15 protein-coding genes are annotated in these 16,692 nt (G+C 73.4%); 11 read left to right on the top strand and 4 right to left on the bottom strand.

The window, feature by feature from the left end; genetic code table 11:
• Nucleotides 1–3: 3 nt before the first annotated feature.
• A complete protein-coding gene (locus IF06_RS0122560) occupies nucleotides 4–1,296 on the bottom strand; it encodes an acetyl-CoA C-acetyltransferase (RefSeq protein ID WP_030273395.1) in 1,293 nt (430 codons plus the stop codon).
• A 55-nt stretch (nucleotides 1,297–1,351) separates the two neighbouring features.
• Between IF06_RS0122560 and IF06_RS0122555 the strand changes: the two genes are divergently transcribed.
• From IF06_RS0122555 to IF06_RS0122525, 7 genes are all read left to right on the top strand, one after another.
• Nucleotides 1,352–2,710, top strand: a complete 1,359-nt coding sequence (locus IF06_RS0122555; protein ID WP_030273394.1) for a 3-oxoacyl-ACP reductase — start codon at nucleotides 1,352–1,354, stop codon at nucleotides 2,708–2,710.
• Nucleotides 2,710–3,807, top strand: a complete 1,098-nt coding sequence (locus IF06_RS0122550) for a MaoC/PaaZ C-terminal domain-containing protein (RefSeq protein WP_030273391.1) — start codon at nucleotides 2,710–2,712, stop codon at nucleotides 3,805–3,807. Before IF06_RS0122555 ends, IF06_RS0122550 begins: the two co-directional genes overlap by 1 nt.
• A gap of 80 nt (nucleotides 3,808–3,887) precedes the next feature.
• Entirely contained in the window at nucleotides 3,888–4,646 is a 759-nt protein-coding gene (locus IF06_RS0122545; protein ID WP_013283411.1) for an NUDIX hydrolase, read from the top strand.
• Entirely contained in the window at nucleotides 4,643–5,626 is a 984-nt protein-coding gene (locus IF06_RS0122540) for a serine/threonine protein kinase (protein WP_030273389.1), read from the top strand. Before IF06_RS0122545 ends, IF06_RS0122540 begins: the two co-directional genes overlap by 4 nt.
• 10 nt (nucleotides 5,627–5,636) lie before the next feature.
• Complete coding sequence (locus IF06_RS0122535; RefSeq protein WP_030273387.1) at nucleotides 5,637–6,596, top strand: hypothetical protein; 960 nt, start codon at nucleotides 5,637–5,639, stop codon at nucleotides 6,594–6,596.
• The gene (locus IF06_RS0122530) at nucleotides 6,593–7,852 is read left to right on the top strand and encodes an adenylosuccinate synthetase (RefSeq protein ID WP_030273384.1); all 1,260 of its coding nucleotides are present in this window, start codon (nucleotides 6,593–6,595) and stop codon (nucleotides 7,850–7,852) included. The genes IF06_RS0122535 and IF06_RS0122530 overlap by 4 nt, the downstream gene beginning before the upstream one ends.
• Before the next feature lie 24 nt (nucleotides 7,853–7,876).
• Entirely contained in the window at nucleotides 7,877–8,500 is a 624-nt protein-coding gene (locus IF06_RS0122525) for a DedA family protein (protein ID WP_030273382.1), read from the top strand.
• Between the two features lie 45 nt (nucleotides 8,501–8,545).
• Here IF06_RS0122525 and IF06_RS0122520 read toward each other — a convergent pair whose 3' ends face one another.
• The gene (locus IF06_RS0122520) at nucleotides 8,546–9,187 is read right to left on the bottom strand and encodes a TetR/AcrR family transcriptional regulator (protein ID WP_030273380.1); all 642 of its coding nucleotides are present in this window, start codon (nucleotides 9,185–9,187) and stop codon (nucleotides 8,546–8,548) included.
• A gap of 78 nt (nucleotides 9,188–9,265) precedes the next feature.
• Here IF06_RS0122520 and IF06_RS0122515 point away from each other — a divergent pair, with 78 nt between their 5' ends.
• From IF06_RS0122515 to IF06_RS0122500, 4 genes are all read left to right on the top strand, one after another.
• Nucleotides 9,266–9,718 carry an SCP2 sterol-binding domain-containing protein gene (locus IF06_RS0122515; RefSeq protein WP_013283405.1) on the top strand — a complete coding sequence of 151 codons (453 nt, stop codon included), beginning with the start codon at nucleotides 9,266–9,268 and terminating at the stop codon, nucleotides 9,716–9,718.
• Nucleotide 9,719: 1 nt separating this feature from the next.
• Nucleotides 9,720–10,934, top strand: a complete 1,215-nt coding sequence (locus IF06_RS0122510; protein ID WP_013283404.1) for an acyl-CoA dehydrogenase family protein — start codon at nucleotides 9,720–9,722, stop codon at nucleotides 10,932–10,934.
• 167 nt (nucleotides 10,935–11,101) lie between these two features.
• Nucleotides 11,102–12,667, top strand: a complete 1,566-nt coding sequence (locus IF06_RS0122505; protein WP_030273379.1) for an AMP-binding protein — start codon at nucleotides 11,102–11,104, stop codon at nucleotides 12,665–12,667.
• 77 nt (nucleotides 12,668–12,744) lie between these two features.
• A complete protein-coding gene (locus IF06_RS0122500; RefSeq protein WP_013283402.1) occupies nucleotides 12,745–14,247 on the top strand; it encodes a N,N-dimethylformamidase beta subunit family domain-containing protein in 1,503 nt (500 codons plus the stop codon).
• On the opposite strand, the gene purD is transcribed toward IF06_RS0122500, so the two are convergent.
• Together purD and IF06_RS0122490 are read right to left on the bottom strand one after the other, a co-directional pair.
• Nucleotides 14,231–15,478: a phosphoribosylamine--glycine ligase gene (gene purD, locus IF06_RS0122495; protein WP_030273377.1), complete on the bottom strand. Its 1,248-nt coding sequence runs from the start codon at nucleotides 15,476–15,478 to the stop codon at nucleotides 14,231–14,233. The genes IF06_RS0122500 and purD overlap by 17 nt on opposite strands.
• A gap of 90 nt (nucleotides 15,479–15,568) precedes the next feature.
• The gene (locus tag IF06_RS0122490; protein ID WP_030273375.1) at nucleotides 15,569–16,492 is read right to left on the bottom strand and encodes a type IV toxin-antitoxin system AbiEi family antitoxin domain-containing protein; all 924 of its coding nucleotides are present in this window, start codon (nucleotides 16,490–16,492) and stop codon (nucleotides 15,569–15,571) included.
• Nucleotides 16,493–16,692: the final 200 nt, after the last annotated feature.

The following is a 16,692-nucleotide window of genomic DNA, read 5'->3' as shown; positions in this document are numbered from 1 at the left end:
TCGTCAGCGCTCCAGGATCGCTGTCACGCCCTGCCCGCCGGCCGCGCAGATGGAGATCAGGCCGCGCCCGCTCCCCTTCTGATCCAGCAGCTTGGCCAGCGTGGCGACGATCCGGCCACCGGTGGCGGCGAACGGGTGTCCGGCCGCCAGCGACGAGCCGTTGACGTTGAGCTTGTCCCGATCGATCGAGCCGAGCGGGGCGTCCAGGCCGAGGCGCTCCTTGCAGAACTCCGGCGACTCCCAGGCGGCGAGGGTGGCCAGCACCTGGGAGGCGAACGCCTCGTGGATCTCGTAGAAGTCGAAGTCCTGGAGGCTCAGCCCGGCCCGGGCCAGCATCCGGGGCACCGCGTACGTGGGGGCCATCAGCAGGCCCTCGTCGCCGTGCACGAAGTCGACGGCGGCGGCCTCCGACCAGGAGAACCAGGCCAGCACCGGCAGGTTGTGCGCCTTGGCCCACTCCTCGGAGGCGAGCAGCACAGTGGACGCGCCGTCGGTGAGCGGCGAGGAGTTGCCGGCGGTCATGGTGGCCCGCTCGGCGTCCGCGCCGGAGGCGCCGAAGACCGGCTTGAGCGAGCCGAGCTTCTCCAGGCTGGTGTCCGGGCGCAGGTTCTGGTCGCGGGTCAGCCCCAGGTAGGGGGTCATCAGGTCGTCGAAGAACCCCTTGTCGTACGCGGCGGCGAGCCGCTGGTGCGAGCGCAGCGCGAGTTCGTCCTGCGCGGCCCGGTCGACGTTCCAGCGCAGCGCGGTGCGGGCCGCGTGCTCACCCATCGACAGCCCGGTACGCGGCTCGGCGTTGCGCGGGATCTCCGGCTTGAACGGCTGGTGCGGGCGCAGCTTCGCCGCGATCTTGAGCCGTTCGCCGAGCGTACGGGCCGAGTTGAGCTGGATCAGGGTGCGCCGCATGTCCTCGTTGACGGCGAGCGGCGCGTCCGAGGTGGTGTCGACGCCGCCGGCGATGCCGACCTCGATCTGCCCGAGGGCGATCTTGTTGGCAACCAGGATGGCCGCTTCCAGCCCGGTGCCGCAGGCCTGCTGGATGTCGTACGCGGGGGTGTGCGGGTCGAGCCGGGAGCCGAGCACCACCTCACGGGTGAGGTTGAAGTCGCGGGAGTGCTTGAGCACCGCGCCGGCCGCCATCTCGCCGACCCGCTCGCCGGCCAGCCCGAACCGGGCGATCAGCCCGTCGAGCGCCGCGCCGAGCATGTCCGCGTTCGACGCGTGCGCGTAGCGCGAGTTGGACCGGGCGAAGGGGATGCGGTTGCCCCCGATGACCGCGACCCGCCGGACACTCTGCACGATCGGCCTCCCTCGAAACTGTTGCCCGAACCCTACTCGCCAGTAGGCTACGCCTATGACCGACAGGTACGCGAGCTTCGTCCAGACGGGGGCCGGTCGCGCGCTGGTCAAGCGCCTCGGGCTGCCCGACCCGCCCCGACTGCGCCGGCACACGCCGGGCGACCCGCTCGTTCCCGGGCCGGTCCTGCTCGGCTCCTCGGCCGGCGGCCGGATCGCCGAGCCGGCCGGCAAGATCCTGACCGCCGCCGGGGTCGAGCTGGCCGACCCGGTCGCCGCCCACGACGCCGACCGCCGCTTCGCGGCCCTGGTGTACGACGCCAGCGGCATCACCGACTCCGCCGGGCTGCGCCAGCTCTACGACTTCTTCCACCCGCAGGCCCGCTCGCTGCTGCCCAGCGGCCGGGTGATCGTGCTGGGCACCCCGCCGGCCGAGTGCGGCTCCCCCCGGGAGGCTACCGCCCAGCGTGCGCTGGAGGGCCTGACCCGAAGCATCGGCAAGGAGTTCGGCCGGGGCGTGACCGCCCAGCTCGTCTACGTGACACGCGAGGGTGACGCCGGCACCCCGGTGAGCCTGGAGTCCACGCTCCGGTTCCTGCTCTCCGGCCGGTCCGCGTACGTCTCGGGCCAGGTCGTCCGCGTCGGCACCGGCACCGCCGTGGCGCCGGCCGACTGGGACCGGCCGCTTTCCGGGCAGGTGGTGCTGGTGACCGGCGCGGCCCGGGGCATCGGCGCGGCACTGGCGAAGGTGCTGGCCCGCGACGGCGCCCAGGTGGTGGCGCTGGACATCCCGGCGGCCGGGGACGAGCTGGCCGCTGTCGCGAACGACATCGGCGGCAGCGCGGTGCAGCTCGACCTGACCGCGCCTGATGCGCCGACGCGGCTGGCGGAGCATCTGGCGTCCCGGCACGGCCGGGTCGACGTGGTGGTGCACAACGCGGGCATCACCCGGGACAAGACGCTGGGCCGGATGGACGCCGACCGGTGGGACTCGGTGATCGACGTGAACCTGTCCAGCCAGGAGCGGATCAACGACGTACTGCTGGAACGCGACCTGATCCCGGCCGGCGGCCGGATCGTGTCGGTCTCGTCGATCGCCGGGATCGCCGGCAACCGGGGGCAGACCAACTACGCGACGAGCAAGGCCGGCGTGATCGGCCTGGTCGACTCGCTGTCGCTGGTGCTGCGCGGGCGCGGGATCAGCCTGAACGCCGTGGCGCCGGGCTTCATCGAGACCCGGCTGACCGCGCGCATCCCGCTGACGATCCGCGAGGCGGGACGCCGGATGAACAGCATGGCCCAGGGCGGCCTGCCGGTGGACGTGGCCGAGACGATCGGCTGGCTCTCCTGGCCGGCGACCGGCGCGGTGAGCGGCAACGTGGTCCGGGTCTGCGGCCAGAGCCTGCTGGGGGCGTGATGGCACCCCGTGACCACGAGGACGACCTGAGCCTGCACGACCTGATCGAGGGCCCCACCCGGGACCTGACCGCAGCCCGAGCCGCCGCCCAGGCCCAGTCCCACCCCCAGTCCCACCCCACCCAGGCCCGCCCCTCCTCCGACGATCATGAAGTTGACGGCACTTCTGGAGATCCACAAGGCAGCCAACTTCATGATCGACGGGGTGAAGGGGAGGGGGAAGAGGCGGGGCCGGAAGGGCGGCGGCGCGTGGCACTGTCGCGGCTGCCTGCCAGTGGGGCGCTCTATCGGCGGGCGCTGCTCGGAGTGGTGCCGGGGGTCGGGGGGCGTCGCGGGGCGGACGTACCGGGGCTCGAACTGGGCGTCTCGGGGGTCGCTGTGGATCAGCGGCACCTGGCGGACTACGACCGGGTGTGCGGGTTCCGGCTGACCGACCGACTGCCGGCGACGTACCTGCACGTGCTCGGATTCCCGCTGTCGCTGCGGCTGATGACGGGTCCGGGCTTCCCGATCCCGCTCACCGGCGTGGTGCACGTGGCCAACCGGATCACCGTGCACCGCCCGGTCGAGGTCGGCGAGAGCGTCGACTTCCACACGTACGCGGAGAACCTGCGCCCGCACGAGCGGGGCCGCCAGCTCGACGTGGTGCTGGTCGGCTCGATCGGCGGCGAGGAGGTGTGGCGCGGCGTGTCCACGTACCTCGGGAAGGAGCGCACCGCGGGCGGCGGCCCGCGGCGCGATCGGGGTGACCGCCCGGCGCCGCCGGCCGCCTCGGCGCGGTGGCGGGTGACGCCCCGGGTGGGTACGGACTACGCGCGCGTCTCCGGCGACCACAACCCGATCCACACCTCGAAGCTGGGCGCGCGGCTGTTCGGCTTCCCGCGCCCGATCGCGCACGGCATGTGGAGCAAGGCCCGCTGCCTGGCCGCGCTGGAACCCCGGCTGCCCGAGGCGTACACGGTGGACGTGTCGTTCAAGCTGCCGGTGCCGTTGCCGTCCACTGTCGCGTTCAGCGCCTCGCCGACCGGCGAGGGCTGGGACTTCGCGCTGCACAGCGCCCGGGACGGAAGGCCGCATCTGGTCGGTTCGGTGCGCTGAGCGAAAGAGGGGACTTGCCGTCCCCTCTTTTCGGCGCTAAGTTGTTCTCAGATTGAGTTGTTCTCAACCTGAGAGAGTGAGTGGCCGTGAACGAGCAGGAGTTCCTCGCCGGGTACGACCCCCGGGACTACCCGGCGGTCGCGGTCACCGTCGACGTGGTCGCCCTGACCATCCGCGAGGGCGCGCTGCACCTGCTGTTGATCCGCCGCGGCGCGCCGCCCTACGAGGGGCACTGGGCGCTGCCCGGCGGCTTCGTCCAGCCGGACGAGGACCTCGCCGCGGGCGCCCGGCGCGAGCTGGCCGAGGAGACCGGCCTGGGCGGTGAGCGGCTGCGCCGGGTGCACCTGGAACAGCTCGGCAGCTACGGCGCCCCGGACCGCGACCCCCGCATGCGCGTGGTCTCGGTCGCGCACCTGGCGTTCGCCCCCGACCTGCCCGACCCGGTCGCCGACACCGACGCCGACGAGGCGATCTGGCTGCCGGTCACCGCGCTGACCAGCCGGCAGCTCGCCTTCGACCACGGCCGGATCATCGACGACGGTCTGGAGCGCGCCCGCTCCAAGCTGGAGTACACGCCTCTCGCCACCCGGTTCCTCGCCCCCGAGTTCACAGTCACCGAGCTGCGGGAGGTCTACGAGACGGTCTGGGGCCACCCGCTGCACGCCGGCAACTTCCACCGCAAGGTGCTCTCGGTGCCCGGCTTCGTGGAGAGCACCGGCGCCAGCACCGAACGCGGCGGCGCGCGCGGCGGCCCCCGGGCCAAGCTCTACCGCGCCGGAGACGCCCGGCTGCTGCACCCGGCGCTGCTGCGCCCCGCCCGGGAGGAGACGGTGCGGTGAGGACCGAGGAGGCGATCCGGCTGGTCACGGCCGCGCGCACCGACGCCGACCTGTTCGGCACGCAGGAGCCGGCCCGCCGCTACCGCGAGCTGGTCGGCGCACTGCACCCCGACCGGCTGGGCGCGGCCGACCCGGGGGTACGCGCCGCCGCGGCCGACGCGCTCGTCACAGTCACCACCCGGTGGCGCACTCCCGCCCCCACGTACACCGGCGACGTCGCCACCCTGCACGAACGGAAGGAAGGGCCCCCTGTTAACGCCTCCGGTAGAGGAGGGGCCCCTTCTTATCACCTGGCCAAGGTAGCCCGGCACCCCGGCGACAACGACCTGATGGCCCGCGAGGCACGCGCGTTGCGGCGGATCGCCGAGCGCGGCGACGCCAAGCACCTCGCGTACGTGCCCCGGCTCGTCGACTCCTACCCGGCGCGTGACCCGTCGACCGGCGTGCAACGGCAGGTCAACGAGCTGGTGACGGTACCCGGGCTGCACAGCCTGGACGACGTGCGTCGCGCGTACCCGGACGGGCTGGACCCGCGCGACGCGGCCTGGATGTGGCGGCGGCTGCTGGTGGCGCTCGGCCTGGCCCACCGGGCCGGCGTGGTGCACGGCGCGGTGCTGCCCCGGCACGTGCTGATCGAGCCGGACGCGCACGGCGTGGTGCTCGTCGACTGGTGCTTCTCGACCGAGCCGGGCGGGCTCGTGCCGGCGCTGGTGCCCGGCCACGAGGACTGGTATCCGCCGGAGGTCGCCGCGAAGCGGCAGTGCGGCCCGGGCACCGACATCGCGATGGCCGCCCGCTGCATGACCTGGCTGATGGGCGACCGCGCGCCGCGCGAGCTGCGCGCCTTCGCCGACGGCTGCCGGGGCACCGCGCTCGCCACGCGGCCGGACGACGCCTGGCGGCTGCTGCGCGAACTGGACGAGGTGCTGCACCGGCTGTACGGGCCGCGCACCTTCCGACCCTTCACCCTCAACCCGTAGGGAGGCTGCCATGGGCAGTGGAATCTGGTCCACCGACGTGTACGACGCCGCCGACCGTTACCGGCGCCGCACCGGCAAGAGCGCGTTCTCGTACAGCGACAGCGGCGCCCGCAAGGTGCACCCGGCGCTCGACCCGCGCGACGCGCTGCGGGAGAGCCGCGACTCCGCCGAGCACCCGCAGTCGACGCCGATCGCCGTGCTGTTCGACGTCACCGGCTCGATGGGGCACGTGCCCCGGGTGCTGCAGAGCAAGCTGCCGCAGCTGCTGGGCCTGCTGCTGCGCCAGGGGTACGCGAAGGATCCGCAGGTCATGTTCGGCGCCATCGGCGACGCCACCTGCGACCGAGTGCCGTTGCAGGTCGGGCAGTTCGAGTCCGACAACCGGATGGACGACGACCTCGGCCGGATCGTGCTGGAGGGCGGCGGTGGCGGCCAGATGATGGAGTCGTACGAGCTGGCGCTGTACTTCATGGCCCGGCACACGGCCACCGACAGCTGGGACAAGCGCGGCCGGCGCGGCTACCTGTTCATCATCGGCGACGAGCTGGCGTACCCGGCGGTGAAGACCGCGGAGGTGACCCGGCTGATCGGCGACGACCTGCGCGAGGACGTGCCGGTCCGGCAGATCGTGGACGAGGTGACCGCGCGCTGGGACACCTACTACCTGCTGCCCGCCGGCAGCCACTACGCGGGCAACCGCAAGGTGCTCGACTTCTGGCGCGGTCTGCTCGGGCAGAACGCGGTCGAGCTGGACGACCTGGACGCGGTCTGCGAGACGATCGCGCTCACCGTCGGCCTGGGCGAGCAGGCCATCGACCTGGACGCCGGGCTGCGCGACCTGGACCGGGCCGGCTCCACCGCCACCCGGACGGTGTCGAAGGCGCTGGCCCGGCTCGGCTCCGGCCGGCGCGCGGTGGCGACGCTGCCGTTCAGCCCGGCCGGCGGCGGAAGCGGGGTCACCCGGCTGTGAACCACGTGATGGTGGTCGACCTCGGCTACGGCGACGCCGGCAAGGGCACCGTGGTGGACCTGCTCTGCGCCACCCGGCAGGTCCACACGGTGGTCCGGTTCAACGGGGGCGCGCAGGCGGCGCACAACGTCGTCCTGCGCGACGGGAGGCACCACACGTTCGCGCAGTTCGGTGCCGGGACGTTCCGTCCGGGCGTACGGACGCACCTGGCGCGGCACGTGGTGGTGGACCCGCTGGCGCTGGCCGCCGAGGCCGACCACCTCGCGTCGGTCGGCGTGCCCGACGCGCTCGACCGTCTGACAGTGGACGGGGAGGCGCTGCTCGCCACCCCGTACCACCGGGCCGCCAACCGCGCCCGGGAGATCGCCCGGGGAGCCGACCGGCACGGCTCCTGCGGGCTCGGGGTGGGCGAGGCGGTCGCGTACGGCCTCGCCCACCCCGACGAGGCACCCCGGGTGGCCGACTGCCGCCGCCCGGCGGTGCTGCGCCGGCGGCTGGCCGCGCTGCGCGACCGGCTCACCGCCGAGCTGGGCCCGCTCGACGCGCCACCGGTGGACGACTGCCTGCCCGCGTACGCGGCCTTCGCGCGCCGGGTGGCAATCGTCGACCGGACCTGGCTGGCAGGTGCCCTGCGCGAGGGCACCTGCGTGTTCGAGGGCGCGCAGGGGGTGCTGCTGGACGAGTGGCACGGCTTCCACCCGTACACGACGTGGAGCACCACGACGTTCGCCAACGCCGAGACGCTGCTCGCCGAGGCGGGCATGGCCGGGACCGCGCAGCGGCTCGGCGTGCTGCGCACGACCACCACCCGGCACGGTCCCGGACCGCTGGTCACCGAGGACGCGGCGCTGCCGTTCCGCGACCGGCACAACGGGACGAACCCCTGGCAGGGGCGGTTCCGGTTCGGGCACTTCGACGCGGTCGCCCACCGGTACGCGCTGGAGGTGGCAGGTGGCGTCGACGGCCTGGCGCTCACCCACCTCGACCTGGCCCGGCCCGAGCTGCGGATCTGCCGCCGCTACGAGGGCCTGGACCGGCTCGTCCCCGGCCCGGCCGGTGACCTGGACCGGCAGGCGGCGCTCACCGAGCGGCTGATGCGGGCTCGGCCGGTGCTGGACGAGTCGCCTGCCGACTGGCCGGCTGCGGTCTCGGAGGCGCTGGGCGCGCCGGTGGTGCTCACGTCGCGCGGGCCGACGGCCGAGGAGAAGGAAGGGCCCCTTGTTAACGCCTTTTGTATGGGAAGGGCCCCTGCTTAACACCGCACCCCCGAGCATGGGTGCATGGGGGACGTGCTCGACCTGCTGCACCACACGGTGACGTCGCCGTGGGTGTACCTGGTGATCATCGCGGTCACCGCCGTCGACGCGTTCTTCCCGGCGGTGCCGGGCGAGACAGTGGTGATCACCGCCGGGGTCTTCGCGGCCGGCGGCGAGCCGAACCTGGTGCTGGTGATCGTGACCGCCGCGTTCGGCGCGCTCGCCGGCGACCACATCTCGTACGCGATCGGGCGCGGCGGCGGCGCGCACCGGCTGGCCCGCTTCCCAGCGGACAGCAGGCGGCGGGCCAGCTCGGAGTGGGCCCGCCGGGCGGTCGACAGGCGCGGCGGGATGATCCTGACCACCGCCCGGTACGTCCCCGGCGGCCGGACCGCCGTCACGCTGACCATGGGCGCGGTCCGCTATCCGGCGCGCACGTTCCTGCTGTACGACGGCCTGGCGTGCACCACCTGGGGGATCTACTGCGGGCTGCTCGGCTACTTCGGCGGCCTGGCGTTCGAGCACAACCCGCTGTCCGGGCTGCTCGCCGGCGTGGCCATCTCGCTGGCCGTCACCGGCCTGTTCGAGGCCGTCCGCTGGGGCCGGCGGCGGGCGCACCGGCGGGCTGCCGCCCGGCGCGACTGTTAACAAGGGGCCCTTGTACTACCGCAGGCGTTAAGAAGGGGCCCTTCCTTACCCCGCGGCGGGCGGGTGCCAGGTGACGCCGCGCAGGAGCTGGTCGGCGCCGAGCCAGGCCACGTTCATCATCCGGGTCGCTGTCTTCCCGGCGTCCGCCTCAGGGTGGTCGGCCAGCCAGTCGGCGAGCGACTCACTGGCGCCCACCAGCCCGTACGCGACCACCTCCAGGTCGGTGGCGCCGACCTCGCGGCCGGAGGCGCGCAACGCGTGGTCGAGCATGCCGGCGACCACCTCGACCAGCCGGCCGCGCATGGCGGCGAGTTCGGCGGCGAACGGCTGGGAGCCGCGGGCCTGCCGGTAGAGGACCGCCCAGCCGTCCCGGTGCGCGCCGACGAAGCCGAAGAACGCGCGCAGTCCGCGCCAGAGCCGCTCGTCGGCGGGCAGGTCGGGGGCGGCGGCACCGGCGATCGCCTCCATCATCCGGGTGCTCTCCCGGTGCAGGCAGGCGATGAAGAGTTCCTCCTTGGTGCCGAGGTAGGCGTACACCATCGGCTTGGAGATGCCGGCGTCGTCGGCGATCTCGTCCATGCTGGCGGCGTGGAAGCCGCGGCGGGAGAACACCTTCACCGCCGCGTCGAGCATCTGCTGCTCGCGTACGGCGCGGGGGAGGCGCTTGAAGGTCGGCGTGCTGGACACCCTTGCGAGCATACCTACCCGTGCGTAAGGTTACGCCAGAGTAACCAAAGTGGCCCCGCCCGAGAGGTGCAATCCCCCATGACTGACTTCGACCCGGCCAACTTCGCGAACGTCGGCCCGAAGGAGTTCGCGCAGCTGGTCAAGTCCACGCCGGACGCCAAGATCAACGAGATCATGTCCGGCGAGGCGCGCGGCAAGATCCTCAGCGAGGTCTTCAACCGGATGCCCACGCTGTTCCGCGCGGACCGCGCCGGTGCCACCAACGCGGTCATCCACTGGAACATCACCGGCCGTCCGGACGGTGGCACCGACACCTACGAGATCGTCATCGAGAACGGCACCTGCACCGTCTCGGAGACCGCGACCCGCGACCCGAAGCTGAGCCTCACCATGGGCCCGGTCGAGTTCCTGAAGATCGTCTCCGGTGGCGCCAACCCGGTGATGATGTTCATGACCGGCAAGCTGAAGGCCAAGGGCGACCTGGGCCTGGCCGCCAACATCGCCAACCTGTTCGACATCCCCAAGGCCTGACATGGCCGAGTTCTCGCTCGACCTGAACGAGGAACAGCGGGACCTTCGCGACTGGGTGCACGGCTTCGCCGCCGAGGTCGTGCGCCCGGCCGCGGCCGAGTGGGACGCCCGGGAGGAGACTCCCTGGCCGATCATCCAGGAGGCCGCGAAGGTCGGCCTGTACGGGTTCGAATTCCTCGCCACCTGCTGGGCCGACCCCACCGGCCTCTCCCTGCCGATCGCCAGCGAGGAACTCTTCTGGGGTGACGCCGGCATCGGCCTGAGCATCTTCGGCACCTCCCTCGCGGTCGCTGCGATCTACGGCGCCGGCACCCCCGAGCAGCTCGTCGAATGGGTGCCGCAGTGCTTCGGCGACGTCGACTCCCCGGCCGTGGCCGCGTTCTGCACGAGCGAGCCGGAGGCCGGATCCGACGTCGGCTCGATGCGTACCCGCGCCGTCTACGACGAGGCCACCGACGAGTGGGTGCTCAACGGGCAGAAGGCGTACGCCACCAACGGCGGCATCGCCGGGGTGCACGTGGTCACCGCCTCGATCGAGCCCGAGCTGGGCTCGCGCGGCCAGGCCGCGTTCGTCGTACCCCCCGGCACTCCCGGTCTGACCGCCACCCGCAAGCTGCGCAAGCTGGGGCTGCGCGCCTCGCACACCGCGGACGTCTTCCTCGACGACGTCCGGGTGCCAGGCCGCTGCCTGCTCGGCGGCAAGGACGCGCTCGACGAGCGTCTGGCCCGCGCCCGGTCCGGGCAGCGCGCCTCCGGCCAGGCGGCGATGCGGACGTTCGAGCTGTCCCGCCCGACAGTCGGCGCGCAGGCGCTCGGCGTGGCCCGCGCCGCCTACGAGTACGCCCTGGACTACGCCAAGGAGCGGGTCCAGTTCGGACGGCCGATCATCTCCAACCAGGCGGTCGCGTTCGCGCTCGCCGACATGAAGATGGAGATCGACGCGGCCCGGCTGCTGGTCTGGCGCGCCTCCTGGATGGGCCGCAACAACCGGCCGTTCACCGCGGGCGAGGGCTCGATGTCCAAGCTCAAGGCCGGTGAGGTGGCCGTCTCGGTGACCGACAAGGCGGTCCAGCTCCTCGGCGGCGCCGGCTTCCTGCGCGACCACCCGGTCGAGCGGTGGTACCGCGACGCCAAGATCTACACCATCTTCGAGGGCACCTCCGAGATCCAGCGGCTGGTCATCTCCCGGGCCATCTCCGGGATGCAGATCCGCTGACCGCCGGCGGGCCGCGGCCCGGCCCGTGACGACGTCGCACGCCGTCGCGGGCCGGGTCGCCGCTCCCGGGCCGACCCGAACCGCGATCGGGCGCAAGATCATGCCGAACCGGACGGCCGACCGTCCGGAGCCTGGTCGACGAACCACGAACGCGAAGGAGTTGCGCCGTGGACCTGCCGTTCATCGCCGCCACGCTGACCCGACGTGGACTGCTCGCCCCGGGCGGACCGATCCGCGTGGTCTCCCAGCTCAACGCGCTGCGCCGGTGGGGCTGGAGCCTCGCCGGGGAGCTGCGCCAGGCCGCCGCCCGCGACCCCGGCCGTGTCGCCGTTGTCGACGAGCAGGGCGCCACCATGACGTACCAGGAACTGCTCGACCGCTCCGAGCGGCTGGCCCGGTCGCTGCGCTCCCACCTCGGCGTGCAGACCGGCGACCGGGTCGGTGTGCTCTGCCGCAACCACCACGGCCTGATCGAGGCGATAGTGGCAGCGATGCTGCTCGGCGCGGACGCCGTCCTGGTCAACACCGGGCTGTCCGCCGCTCAACTGGTGACTGTGGCCGAGGAACAGGGCCTGCGCGTCCTGGTGCACGACGGCGAGTTCACCGAGCGCGTCCTCGGCCTCCCGGCCGAGCTGCACCGGGTCGACGAGCGGCGGCAGGAGGAGCTGATCGCCGCCGCCGTGCCCGGCGAGAAGCTCCAGCCGCCGGAGCGCGACGGCCGCACCATCGTGCTGACCTCCGGCACCACCGGCGCGCCCAAGGGCGCCCGCCGGCCCACCCCGCACGGCTTCGGCCCGCTGGTGTCCATCATCGACCGCATCCCGCTGCACGCGCGGGACACCGTGATGATCGCCGCGCCGATCTTCCACACCTGGGGGTACGCCGCACTTCAGGTGTCGTTCGCGCTGCGCGCCACAGTCGTACTGCACCGGCGCTTCGACCCGGCCGCCACGCTCGCCGCGCTCGCCGCTCAACCGTGCGACGCGATGTTCGCCGTACCGGTGATGCTGCAACGGCTGATGGAGGTCGCGCCGCCGCAGCCCCGGCCGCCGCTCAAGGTGGTCGCGGTCAGCGGATCGGCACTGCCCGGCAACCTGGCCACCGCGTTCATGGACCGGTACGGCGACGTGCTCTACAACCTCTACGGCTCGACCGAGGTCTCCTGGGCCTCCATCGCCGGCCCGGCCGAGCTGCGCGCCGCGCCCACCACCGCGGGCCGGCCACCGCACGGCACCCGGCTGGCCATCCTGGACGAGACCGGCCGGCCGGTCCGCGACGGCGAGGTCGGACGGATCTTCGTGGGCAACGAGATGCTGTTCGAGGGCTACACCTCGGGCGCCGGGCGGGAGAGCCGCGACGGCCTGCTCGACACCGGCGACCTGGGCCGGCTGAACGCCGACGGCCTGCTCTTCGTCGACGGCCGGGCCGACGACATGATCGTCTCGGGCGGCGAGAACGTCTTCCCGTCCGAGGTGGAGGATCTGATCGCCCGGTTGCCGCAGGTCCGCGAGGTCGCCGTGATCGGCGTACCGGACCCCGACTACGGCCAGCGACTGGCCGCGTTCCTGGCGCTGCGCACCGGCGAGACGCTCGACCCGGAGGCGGTCCGCGAGTACGTCCGGCGCTACCTGGCCCGCTTCTCCGTGCCCCGCGACGTGGTGTTCGTCAAGTACCTGCCGCGCAACGCCACCGGCAAGGTGCTCAGCCGGGAACTGCGCCGCTACTTCGACTGATCCACATCGGTCACACGGCTGCCGTCTTCCGGTGCTACGGTCTCCCCCGATCGAACGGGGAAACGGGGAGCACCACAATGGACAGGCTTCGGCGGCGTACCGCACTCGGCCTCCTCGTCGGCGGCGCGTCCGCCGCCGCGCTCGGCCCGTTCGACCCGGTCCTCGGCGGCCGGCCCGACGACTCACCCACCCGGTGGCCGGTCCCGCCCGTCGAGCGGGAGAACCGCGCCGCCGGTGAGCCGTGGTGGCCCGAGCACGGCGGCCGGGCCGCCGACGACCGGCGGCGCCAGATCCAGGGGTACGCCTCGACGACGAGCGTCGCCCCCGGCGAGGAGATCGACTTCCACGTCGCGGTCAACCCGGGCGGCCGGTTCCGGATCAGCGTGCACCGCCTCGGCTGGTACGACGGCGCGGGCGCCCGCACGATGCTGACCAGCCCCGAACTGCGCGGCGTACCGCAGCCGGTGCCGGTGGCCGACCCGGACACCGGTGTGCTCGACTGCCGGTGGCCGGTGTCCTGGCGCCTGTCCGTCCCGCACGGCTGGACCTCCGGCCTCTACCAGGCGGTCTTCACCTCGGCCGACGGCTGGCGGGCCTGTACGCCGTTCGTGGTACGCGACGACCGGCGCCCGGCCGCGCTCTGCGTGGTGCTGCCGGTGACCACCTGGCAGGCGTACAACCAGTGGCCGCGCGACCGGCGGACCGGCAAGAGCCTCTACAACGGCTACCGGGCCGACGGGCGGCGCGACCCGGCGCTGCGGGCACGCGCTGTCACGTTCGACCGCCCGTACTCCGGCGCCGGCCTGCCCACCCACTTCGACCGCGACGAGGCCGCGATCCGGTGGCTGGAACGCAACCTCTACGACGTCAGCTACGCCACCAGCTTCGACCTGCACTCCGGGCGCCTCGACCCGGCCCGGTACCGGGGTCTGGTGTTCTGCGGGCACGACGAGTACTGGTCGGCCGAGATGCGCCGCGCCACCGAGGTCGGCCTGGACGGGGGCACCAGCCTCGCGTTCCTCGGCGCGAACAGCGTCTACTGGCACGCCCGCGTACGCGCCGCCGCCGACGGCCGCCCCGAACGGCTCGTCGAGTGCGCCAAGACGCTTCCCGACCCGGGCGCGGGCATCGGCGACCCGACCGTGACCTGGCGCAACCTCGACCGGCCGGAACAGGCGCTGCTCGGCGTGCAGTACAACGGCATCGTGTTAACCCCGCAGCCGCTCGTGGTGCGCGCCGCAGACAACTGGGTGTGGGCCGGCACCGGCGTGGCCGACGGCGACCGCATCCCGGGCGTGGTCGCGGGCGAGGCGGACGGGCTGCACGCGGCCCTCCCGCGGCCCGCCGGGACCACGCTCAGCTCCTCGCCGTACCCGGCCCAGCAGGGCGGCCGGCGGCTCCAGAGCAGCTACGTCCACGAGACGGCACGCGGAGCTGTCGTCTTCGCCAGCGGCACGCTCGGCTGGACCCTGGCACTGGACCGGCAGGGCCACCGCGACCCGCGCATCGAGCGGGCCACGGCGAACGTGCTCAACCGGATGGCCGGCCGGCGCCCCGGGCCGGTCAGCCCGGAATCGTGACCCGGCCGTCCACGGCCGCCGCCGCGATGTCGGTGCGGTGGTGGGAACCGGCCAGCTCGACGTTGCGTACCAGGGCGTAGGCGGCGTCGCGCGCGGCGGCCAGGTCCGGCCCGGTCGCCGTACCGCAGAGGACCCGGCCCCCCGCGGAGCGCAACGTGCCGTCGGCGTCGCGGCGGGTCCCGGCGTGGATGATCCCGGCGCGGTCCGCGCCGGTGATCACGTCACCGGTACGCGGGCCCGCCGGATAGCCCTCGGCCGCCACCACGACCGTCACCGCCGCGCCGTCGCGCCAGCGAAGCGGCGGGTGCGCGCCGAGCGTGCCGGTGGCAGCGGCGTGCAGCAGCCCGCCCAGCGGCGTCTCCAGCAGGGCGAGTACGACCTGCGTCTCCGGGTCGCCGAAGCGCGCGTTGAACTCGATCACCCGCGGGCCGGACGGGGTGATCGCCAGGCCCACGTAGAGCAGGCCGGCGAACGGGGTGCCCCGGCGGCGCAGCTCCGCCAGCGTCGGGTGCACCACGTCGCGCATCACGTCGTCGACCAGATTCGGCGGGGCCCACGGCAGCGGCGCGTACGCGCCCATGCCGCCCGTGTTCGGCCCGGTGTCGCCGTCGCCGACCCGCTTGAAGTCCTGCGCCGGCAGCAGCGGCACCGCCGCCTCGCCGTCGGTGACCACGAACAGGGAGACCTCGGGACCGGACAGGTACTCCTCGATCACCACCCGGCCGCACTCCGCGGCGTGCCGCTCGGCGACCGCCCGGTCTTCGGTGACCACCACACCCTTGCCGGCGGCGAGCCCGTCGTCCTTCACCACGTACGGCGCGCCGAACTCGTCCAGCGCGCGCCCCACCGCCGCCGCGTCCTCGCAGGTGTACGCGCGGGCGGTCGGCACCGCCGCGGCGGTCATCACGTCCTTCGCGAACGTCTTCGAGCCCTCCAGCCGGGCCGCCTCCGCGCTCGGGCCGAACACCGCGATGCCCTTGGCGCGTACCGCGTCGGCGACGCCCGCCACCAGCGGCGCCTCCGGCCCGATGACCACCAGGTCGGCAGCGACCTCGACGGCGAGGGCCGCCACTGCTGCCGGGTCGGTGGGTGTCACCTCCCGAAGTTCGGCCACCGCAGCGATCCCCGGATTCCCCGGAGCCGCGACGAGCGCCTCGACAGCCGGGTCACCGGCGAGTCCGAGCGCGAGAGCGTGCTCCCGCCCACCACCACCCACAAGAAGTACGCGCACGACCGGCATCCTACTGACCACCCCACCCCACCCCGTCGATCAAGGAGTTTGCGTCTCAGATTGAGCGGTGCGGGTCCGCAAACTCCTTGATCACCGGCGCTTCAGGGCGCGCTTGACCGTCTGGGGGATGTAGTCGGGGCGCAGGGTGTCGGACCAGGTGAAGCGGAGGATCCGCCAGCCGGCGTTGACCAGGCGGTTCTGCCAGAACCGGTCCGCGTAGACGGCCTGCGGCGTCAGGTGCGGGCCTCGGCCGTCCGCCTCCGCGATCAGACGCGCCCCGCGCCATGCCAGGTCCCCGACGCCGAGCAGGTAACCGTCCTCGTCCCGCACCGGCAGTTGCAGGACGTCCGGCGGCACGCCACCGTCGACGCACCGGAGCCTGGCGCGGGTCTCCAGCGGTGACTGTGCCCGGCCGTCCGCCTCGGCCAGGTATCCCCGAGCGGCGGCCGCGCCACGGCGTCCGGTGAGGTGCGTGAGCACCAGGGACAGGTCGTTCTCGGCCAGGATCCGCTGATTGAGCGCGGAGTCGAGGACGCACACCGCCGGATAGCGCCGCGCCCGCAGCAACACGTCGGCGACGGTGCGCGCCGGTGTGGTGACCGGTACGCCGCCGGCCCGGCACACGTCCGCTTCGGCGAGCGTCAACTGGTGCACCGTCAGGCCCGGCTCCGCCCGGCGCTGCACGTGCGGCCGATCCGGCGGCACCGAGACGTGGATCGCCGCCATCGGCGGGAGACCGGCGATGCCGTGCAGCTCGGCGGCGGTACCCAACACGGCGACCGCGCCCCGCCCGAGGCTGGCGACCGTGGCGCGGATCATGGCACGTCGTAGTGCCACATGCGTCAGCACGGCGGGAGACGGCAGGTAGCAGCCGCGCGAGACCCGGGTCCATCGCCCGGACCGGACGAGGTACCGGATCTGCTCCCGGCCGAGGCCCAGGCGCAACGCCTGCCCCGCCGTCACGAACCCGCCCTGCGTCGCGGCCAGCCGCGTCAGTTCGCCGAATTCACCCACACGCGCAGGCTCCCCCGCGCCACCCCACAGCCGACACCCCTGTGGACAACCCTGTGGAAAACCGCCCTCCACTCCACGCCCCACCCTGCCCCGGTGATCAAGGAGTTTGTGTCCGGATCCGACGCCGAAATGGACACAAACTCCTTGATCAACGGAGTGGGGCCCGGAGGGCCCGGGGAGGGTGAGGGCGGGGTGGGGGG

The sequence above is a fragment of the Micromonospora globosa genome (assembly GCF_000717585.1).
Classification (GTDB): Bacteria; Actinomycetota; Actinomycetes; order Mycobacteriales; family Micromonosporaceae; genus Micromonospora; species Micromonospora aurantiaca.
The sequence above is the reverse complement of the archived record's forward strand: the minus strand, read 5'-3'. Positions and strand labels throughout refer to the sequence as shown.